Here is an 8,053-nt window from a genome sequence, read left to right as displayed (position 1 = left end):
GCTCGACACCGTGGCGCTGCGCGTGCCGGCGCATCCGCTCGCCCGCGCGGTGCTGGCCGCGACCGGACGCCCCGTCGCCGCGCCCTCGGCCAATGTCTCCGGCCGCGTCAGCCCGACCGCGGCCGAGCACGTGCTCGCCGAGCTCGACGGGCGGATCGATGCGGTGCTCGACGGCGGGCCCTGCGCAGTCGGGGTGGAGAGCAGCGTGCTCGATCTCAGCGGACCCGACGCCGTGCTCCTGCGCCCGGGCGGGGCGACGCGCGAGGAGATCGAGGCGGTGATCGGCCCGGTCCTGCTCGCCGAAGGCGCGGCGGACGCCCCGCGCGCCCCGGGGATGCTGGCGAGTCACTACGCGCCCGTCCTGCCGGTCCGGCTGGGCGCCACCGAGGCAGGTCCGACCGAGGCGCTGCTCGCCTTCGGTCCGGCCCCCCCCGGTGCCGGGCTGACCTTCGACCTCTCTCCCTCCCGCGACCTCGTCGAGGCCGCCGCGCGGCTGTTCGCGGGGCTGCGGTTCCTCGACACGGAAGGCCGCAGGCGCGGGCTCGTCCGCATCGCCGCGATGGCGGTGCCGCCGGAGGGGCTCGGGCTGGCGATCAACGACCGGCTCGCGCGGGCGGCCGCGCCGCGGCCCGATCACGCCGCGCGGCCCGGCGGTTGACCCGGCGCGCCAGCCGGCGCAAGCCTCGCACCGCCATGCCCGACACCGCCCCGCCCCGCGCCGGCCTGCCGAGCGCCCTCGCCGATCGCCTGCGCGCCGTGCTCGGCGCGAAGGGCCTGCTCACCGACCAGGCCGCGATCGCCGCGCACAGCGCCGACTGGCGCAACCTCTTCCCCGGCTCGGCGCTGGCCGTGCTGCGCCCCGCCACCACCGCCGAATGCGCCGAGGCGGTGCGGCTCTGCGCCGAGGCCGGGATCGCGATCGTGCCGCAGGCCGGCAACACCTCGCTGGTCGGCGGCTCGACCCCGCTCGGCCGCGGCGACGAAGTGGTGCTGTCGGTCGCGCGCATGAACCGCATCCTCGAGGTCGATCCGGTGGGCATGACCATGACCGTCGAGGCCGGTGCCGTGCTCGCCGCCGTGCAGCAGGCGGCCGCGGCGGCCGACTGCCTGTTCCCGCTCTCGCTCTCCTCGGAAGGCAGCGCCCAGATCGGCGGGCTGATCGGCACCAATGCCGGCGGCAACACCACGTTGCGCTACGGCAACATGCGCGAGCAGGTGCTCGGGCTCGAAGTGGTCCTGGCCGACGGTTCGGTGCTCGACCTGATGCGCAGGCTGCGCAAGGACAACACCGGCTACGCGCTGCGTCAGCTCTTCATCGGCGCCGAGGGCACGCTCGGCGTCGTCACGCGCGCGGTGCTCCGGCTGATGCCGCGGCCGCGCGACATCCAGGCCGCCTTCGTCGCGCTTCCCTCGGTCGAGGCGGCGGTCGGCCTGCTGAACCGGTTCCAGCGCCACGACGGCGATTCGCTTGCCGCCTTCGAGTACATGGCGCGCTTCGGCATCGAGCTCGTGCTGCGCCACATCCCCGACGTCAAGGACCCGCTCGCGCGACGGCATCACCACTACGCCCTCGTCGAACTCGCCTCGCCCCGGCCCGATGCCGACCTGCGCGGCGCGCTGGAGGCGGTGCTCGGCAGGGCGATGGAGGAGGGGCTGGTGCTGGATGCCGCGATCGCCGAGAGCGAGACGCAGCGCTTGGCGCTGTGGCGCATCCGCGAGGAGCACGCCGAGGCGCAGAAGCGCGAGGGCGCGTCGGTGAAGAACGACGTCTCGGTGCCGGTCTCCGCCATCCCCGAGCTGATCGCGCGCGGCATCGCGGCGGTGCGCCGGATCGTGCCCGAGGTGCGGCCCTGCCCGTTCGGCCATGTCGGCGACGGCAACATCCACTTCAACTTCTCCCGGCCCGAGGACATGGCGGATGAGGCGTTCCTGGCGCTCTGGGAGGCGATCGCGGATGCGGTGAACGCGGAGGTGCGGCGCCTGGGCGGCAGCTTCTCGGCCGAGCACGGCATCGGCCGGCTGAAGACCGGAACCCTCGCGGAATGGCGCGCCGGCGCCGAGATCGAGACGATGCGCCGCATCAAGGCCGCACTCGATCCGCGCGGGCTGATGAACCCGGGCAAGGTCGTGCCCGCGTCATGAGCCGGCTCTCCGGCTACGTGCTGCGCCAGCTCGCGATCGGCCTGATCGCCGTCACCGGCGGGCTCGCGGTGCTGATCTGGCTCACCCAGTCCCTGCGCTTCATCGAACTCGTGCTCAACCGGGGCCTCTCGCTCGCGGTGTTCTTCGAGCTCACGGTCTTCATGCTGCCCAACTTCATTGCCGTGATCCTGCCGGTGACGACCTTCATCGTGATCCTGGCGGTCTACAGCCGCATGGAGGACGACCGCGAGCTGGTGGTCATGCGCGCCGCCGGCATGGGTCCGGCCGCGCTCGCGCGGCCGGCGCTCGTGCTCGCCGGCGTCGCCGCCGTGATCGGCTGGGCGATGAATCTCTGGATCGTCCCGGAGAGCTACCGCGCCTTCCGCGAGTACCAGTTCGAGATCCGCAACCGCATGGCCGCGGTGCTGCTGCAGGAGGGCGTCTTCAACGATCTCGGCGGGGGGCTGACGGTCTATGTGCGTGCGCGCGATGGCGACGGCAGCTTCCGCGGCATCATGGTGCACGATGCGCGCGAGGCGGAGGCGCCGGCGACCATCCTGGCCGAGCGCGGCTGGCTCTCGGTCGAGGGCAGCACGCCGCGCGTGACGCTCGAGAACGGCACGCGCCAGGAGGTCGATCGCCGCACCGGCACGCTGCGCCTCCTGTCCTTCGCCGAGAACACGCTGAGCCTCGCCTCCGGCGCGGGACCCGAGGAGGTACGCTACCGCGATGCGCGCGAGCGCGGCGTCCTCGAACTGCTGCACCCCGATCCGGCCGAGCGGATCAGCGAGCGCGACCGGGCGCGCTTCGTGGTCGAGGCGCATCAGCGCCTCGCCGGGCCGCTGACCACGCTCTCGCTCGCCCTGGTCACGCTGGCCGTGCTGCTGAACGGCGAGTTCAGCCGCCACGGCAAGGCCGGCCGGGTGCTGACGGCGGTCGGGCTCGGCGGCGGTCTGGTGGCGCTCGGCGTCGGCATCGGCAATCTGGCGACGCGCGAGCTCGGCCTCGTGCCGCTGATCTGGGCACAGGCGGCGCTGCCCGGCTTGGTCGCGCTGGTGTGGCTTCTCAATCCGCCGCGCCCGCGCGTCCCCGCCGCCGACCCGGCTCCGGGCTGAGCCGCGACGATGCGGCTGCCGCGCGTGCTTGCGGTCTATGTCGGGCGGGTCTTCCTCGTCTCGACGCTCAGCGTGCTCGGCGGGCTGATGGCGATCGTCGCCCTGTTCGACGTGATCGAGCTGACGCGCCGTGCCGCCGGGCGGCCGGAGGTGCCGTTCGGCGCGCTGGTCGAGATCACCGCGCTGAAGCTGCCCTTCATGACCATCGAGATCCTGCCCTTCGCGCTGCTGCTCGGCGGGCTGGTCGCGTTCTGGCGGCTGACGCGCACGTCGGAGCTGATCGTGGCGCGGGCCGCGGGACTTTCCGCCTGGCAGTTCCTCGCCGCGCCGGTCGCCGGCGGCGCCCTGCTCGGGCTGGTCGCGATCACCGTGGTCAGCCCGGTCTCGGCGATGTTCTATACGAGAGCGGAGCGTCTTGATTCGATGCTGCTGCGCGGCGGCGCCGGCACGCTCGGGCTCGCCGCCGGCGGGCTCTGGGTGAAGCAGCGCGACGACGGCCTGGCGCGCGGCGGGGCGGCGATCCTGCACGGCGAGCGGATCGCCGCGGTGACGCCCGACCGCCTGACGCTCGAGCGGGTGAGCGTGTTCCGGCTCGGCACCGACGACCGCTTCCTCGCCCGCATCGAGGCCGAACGCGCCGTGCTGGAGCCCGGCCGCTGGCGGCTCGAGGACGCCGCCACGGTCGGCCTTGAGGGGATGGGGCCACGCGAGCGGGCGATGGTCCTGCCCACCGATCTGACCGTCGCGCGGCTGCAGGACGGGCTCGCGCCGCCCGACACGCTCTCCTTCTGGGCGCTGCCCGGGTTCATGAAGGTGCTGGAGGAGGCGGGGTTCTCGGCGCAGCGCCACCGGCTGCGCTTCAACGCGCTGCTCGCCCTGCCGCTGCTCGCCGCTACCATGGTGCTGGTCGCGGCAGGCTTCTCGATGCGGCCCGCGCGCCGCGGCGGCGTGGGGCTGATGATCGGCGCGGGTGTCGGCGCCGGCTTCGCGCTCTTCGTGCTGACCAAGGTCGTGGGCGAGTTCGGCGTCTCCGGCACCCTGCCGGTCGCGCTCGCCGCCTGGACGCCCGCCGGGGTCGGGCTGATGCTCGCGGTGGCGATGCTGCTGCATCTCGAGGACGGCTGAGATGCGAACCCGGCTGCTCGCCGCCGCCTCGGCGCTCGCGGTGCTGCTCGCCGGCACCGCGGCGCCGCAGACGCGCCGCGCGCTCACCGAGGCGGAGCGTCAGCCGGTCACCTTCACCGCCGGCGAGGTCGAGTACGACGAGACGCGGGACCTCGTGATCGCGCGCGGCGGCGTGGAGGCATGGCAGGGCGAGCGCATCCTGCGCGCGCGCGAGATCACCTTCCACCGCCCGACCGGCCGCGCCACCGCGCGCGGCGAGGTCGTGCTGATGGAGCCCGACGGGCGCGTGTTCTTCGCCGAGGAGGCCGAGCTCACCGACGACATGCGCGAGGGCGTGATCCGCGAGCTGCGCGCGCTGCTCGCCGAGGGCGGACGGCTAGCGGCGGCCGGCGCGGTGCGCTCGGGCGGGCGGGTGACCGAGATGGCGCGCGCGGTCTACTCGACCTGCGAGCCCTGCCGCGACGATCCGCAGCGCGCGCCGCTGTGGCAGATCCGCGCCGACCGCGTCATCCACGACGAGCAGGAGAAGGTGGTCGAGTACTTCGACGCGACCATGCAGATCGCGGGAATCCCGGTGCTCTACGTCCCGTATTTCTGGCATGCCGATCCGTCGGTGAAACGGAAATCCGGCTTCCTGTTCCCCGAGTTCGGCACCTCCTCCTTTCTCGGCGCGTTCTGGCGCCAGCCCTACTACTGGGTGATCTCGCCCTCGGAGGACGCGACGATCGCGCCCATGCTGAGCGCGCGCAAGGGCGGCGTGCTGTTCGGCGAGTGGCGGCGGCGCTTCAATGCCGGCTTCGCGACCGCGTCAGGCAGCGTGACCTACGATCCGGACGAGACCCGCTGGCGCGGCCACGTCACCTCGCGCGGCCGGTTCAGCATCGACGAGACCTGGCGCGCCGGCTGGGATGCCGCGCGCGCCTCGGACCGGACCTATCTGCGCCGCTATCGCCTCGGCGCGCTCGACGCCTCGAGCGTGCTGGTCACCACGCCGTTCCTCGAGGGGTTCGGGCGGAGCTTCTATGCCCGCGCGGATGCCAATCTCTACCAGGGGCTCGGCTCGCTCGACAGCGCGAGGCGCATTCCCGTCGTGCTGCCGCGCCTCTACGGCGCGTTCTTCGGCGTCGAGGACCGGTTCGGCGGGCAGTGGGAAGGCGATCTCGGCGTCTTCGCCACCACGCGCGCCGCCGGCACGGACACGCGCCGCATCGCCTCGCGTCTCGGCTGGACATTGCCGTTCCGTGGTCCGATCGGCGATCTCTGGACCGTGGCGGGGAACGTCGATCTGCTCGGCTACCAGGTGGGTGGCGATCCCGCCGCGACCCCCGTGCCCGGCGGCGAGACCGGCGCCTATGGCCGCGCCCATCCGCAGGTCGCGCTCACCTGGCGCTGGCCGCTCCTGCGCACCGGCGCCGCGTGGGGCAGCCAGCTGATCGAGCCGATCGTGCAGGTGGTGGCGGGGCCGAACACCGGCGCCGATCGGCGCATCCCGAACGAGGACAGCGTCGATCTCGAATTCACCGACGCCTCCCTGTTCGGCTTCAACCGCTTCCCCGGCCGCGACCGGCTGGACGGCGGCTACCGCCTGAATGCCGGGCTGCGCGGCGCCTGGTTCCTCGACGGCGTCACGGTCGAGGGGCTGTTCGGCCAAGCCTTCCGCGCCGCCGCCGACGATCTCTACCCGGCGGGATCGGGGCTCGAGGGGCGCCGGTCGGACTACGTCGCCCGGCTGACCGTGATCCCGTCGGAGCACCTGACGCTGTCCTACCGCACCCGGCTCGACCGCGAGGACTTCTCGACCCGGCTCGCCGACTTCTCCGCCACGGTCAGCGCCGCCGGGCGGTCGCTCACGGTCTCCTACCTCGCCGCGCCGGCTGCGCCTGCGGCCCTGCAGCCGCAGGCGCGCCGCGAGATCGGGGCCACGCTCAGCGGCCGGCTGTGGGGCAACTGGAGTGGCTTCGTCGGCGCCCGCCGCGACCTCAGGGAGGAGGCGATGGTCTCCTCCTATGCCGGCCTGCGCTACGAGGACGAGTGCTTCGCCTTCCTCGCCACCTATCTGCGCCGCTTCACGAGCGTCGAGGGCGCGAGCGCGGGCACCGACCTGATCTTCACCCTGGTGTTCAAGACCGTGGGGGAGGTCGGATTCTCGGCCCTGTGAGGTCCGGCCGGCGGACGTTGCGGCCGGACCGCGTCGGGCCTATGCAGGGGTGGATGGTCCGGTGCCTCGCCCTGATCCTGCTCCTGGCACTCGCCGCGGTCGCGGCCCCGCCCGCGCGCGCCCAGTCGGCCGGGATCGTCGCCGTGGTGAACGGCGACGTGATCACCACCTTCGACATCGAATCGCGCCGCCGCCTGTTCGCCGCCGCCGCCGGCCTGCCGATGTCCCCCGAGGTGCTGGCCCGCATCACGCCCCAGGTGCGGCGGCTGCTGGTGGACGAGCGGCTCCGGCTGCAGGAGGTGCAGCGGCGGCGCATCCTGGTCAGCGACGCCGAGGTCGCGGCCGCGATCCGGCGCATCGAGCAGCAGAACGGGATGAGCGCGGGCGGGCTCCGGGCGAGCCTGGCGCGCCAGGGGATCGACATCCGCGCGCTCTATGGCCAGCTGCGCGCCTCGATCGGCTGGACCAAGCTGGTGCGCGCCGAGCTCGGCACCCAGGCGCAGGTCGATCCCGAACTGGTGCAGGAACGCATCCGCGCGATCGAGGCGGCGACCGGCCAGCCCGAGTACCTGGTGGGCGAGATCTTCATCGCCGTCGACGACCCGGCGCAGGAGGACGAGGCCGCCCGCACCGCCGCCGACCTGATCGAGCAGCTGCGCCGCGGCGCGCCCTTCCCGGCGGTCGCCGCCCAGTTCAGCCAAGCCCAGTCGGCCGATCAGGGCGGCGATCTCGGCTGGGTCAGGCGCGGTCAGCTCGAACCCGAGGTCGAGGCGGTGATCACCCAGATGCCGGTGGGCGCAGTCTCGATCCCGATCCGCACCGCCGGCGGGTTCTCGATCGTCACCCTGCGCGGCCGGCGCGAGGTCGGCCGCGACATGGCGACCCTGCTCGACCTGCGCCAGGCCTTCTTCCCGTTCGACACGCGGCTCGATCCGCAGCGGCCGACGCCGCAGCAGATCCGCCAGCTCGAGGCGGCGCGGCGCGTCTCGGAGGGCGCGCGCGGCTGCGAGGCGTTCGAACGCGCGGTACGCGCGGCCGGCACCGCGCAGCTCAACGTGCCGGGCGAGATCCGGCTGGAGACCCAGAACCCGGAGATGCAGCGCGTGCTGGGCGGCCTCGCGCCGGGACGCGTGAGCGATCCCCTGCCGACGCCGGACGGCATCGTGCTGCTGGTGGTGTGCGGGCGGCGCACGGAGAACCTCGCCGCGCCCAACCCCGAGGCGATCGCCGAGGCCATCCTGCGCGAACGTGTCGATCTGCTGTCGCGCCAGATGATGCGCGACCTGCGCCGGCGCGCCGATATCGACTTCCGCGCGTGAGGTCCCGCCCGCTCGCCCTGACCATGGGGGACCCCGCCGGGATCGGCGGCGAGATCACGCTCGCGGCATGGTCGGCGCTGCGCGCGCGCGGGCCGGCCTTCGTCGCGATCGACGATCCGGACCGGCTCGCCGCCCTCGCGCACCGCCTCGGGCGGGACGTGCCGGTGCGTGCGGTCGGCTCCGCGGCCGAGGGC

6 protein-coding genes and 1 pseudogene are annotated in these 8,053 nt (G+C 73.8%); all 7 read left to right on the top strand.

Translation table 11 applies throughout. The features are described from left to right. Positions 1-658: L-threonylcarbamoyladenylate synthase (locus FK498_RS15500; RefSeq protein WP_141856107.1), on the top strand; the 658-nt coding region annotated here is incomplete at its 5' end. 35 nt (positions 659-693) lie between these two features. Continuing rightward, positions 694-2,142 (top strand): FAD-binding oxidoreductase, encoded by a 1,449-nt coding sequence (locus tag FK498_RS15495; RefSeq protein WP_141856105.1) that lies wholly within the window; start codon positions 694-696, stop codon positions 2,140-2,142. Then, the gene (gene lptF / locus FK498_RS15490; RefSeq protein WP_141856103.1) at positions 2,139-3,257 is read left to right on the top strand and encodes an LPS export ABC transporter permease LptF; all 1,119 of its coding nucleotides are present in this window, start codon (positions 2,139-2,141) and stop codon (positions 3,255-3,257) included. Before FK498_RS15495 ends, lptF begins: the two co-directional genes overlap by 4 nt. A gap of 9 nt (positions 3,258-3,266) precedes the next feature. After that, positions 3,267-4,382, top strand: a complete 1,116-nt coding sequence (gene lptG, locus FK498_RS15485; protein WP_141856101.1) for an LPS export ABC transporter permease LptG — start codon at positions 3,267-3,269, stop codon at positions 4,380-4,382. Position 4,383: 1 nt separating this feature from the next. Continuing rightward, positions 4,384-6,540 carry an LPS-assembly protein LptD gene (locus FK498_RS15480; protein WP_141856099.1) on the top strand — a complete coding sequence of 719 codons (2,157 nt, stop codon included), beginning with the start codon at positions 4,384-4,386 and terminating at the stop codon, positions 6,538-6,540. Positions 6,541-6,593: 53 nt separating this feature from the next. Then, on the top strand, positions 6,594-7,859 hold the full coding sequence (locus FK498_RS15475) for a peptidylprolyl isomerase (RefSeq protein WP_141856097.1): 1,266 nt from the start codon (positions 6,594-6,596) through the stop codon (positions 7,857-7,859). Next, positions 7,856-8,053: pseudogene (locus FK498_RS15470) on the top strand (4-hydroxythreonine-4-phosphate dehydrogenase); the annotation flags it as partial. The gene FK498_RS15475 and the pseudogene FK498_RS15470, both read left to right, overlap by 4 nt.

It is taken from the genome of Elioraea sp. Yellowstone (assembly GCF_006704265.1).
Lineage (GTDB): Bacteria > Pseudomonadota > Alphaproteobacteria > Acetobacterales > Acetobacteraceae > Elioraea.
This window is presented reverse-complemented; position numbering and strand designations above follow the sequence as displayed.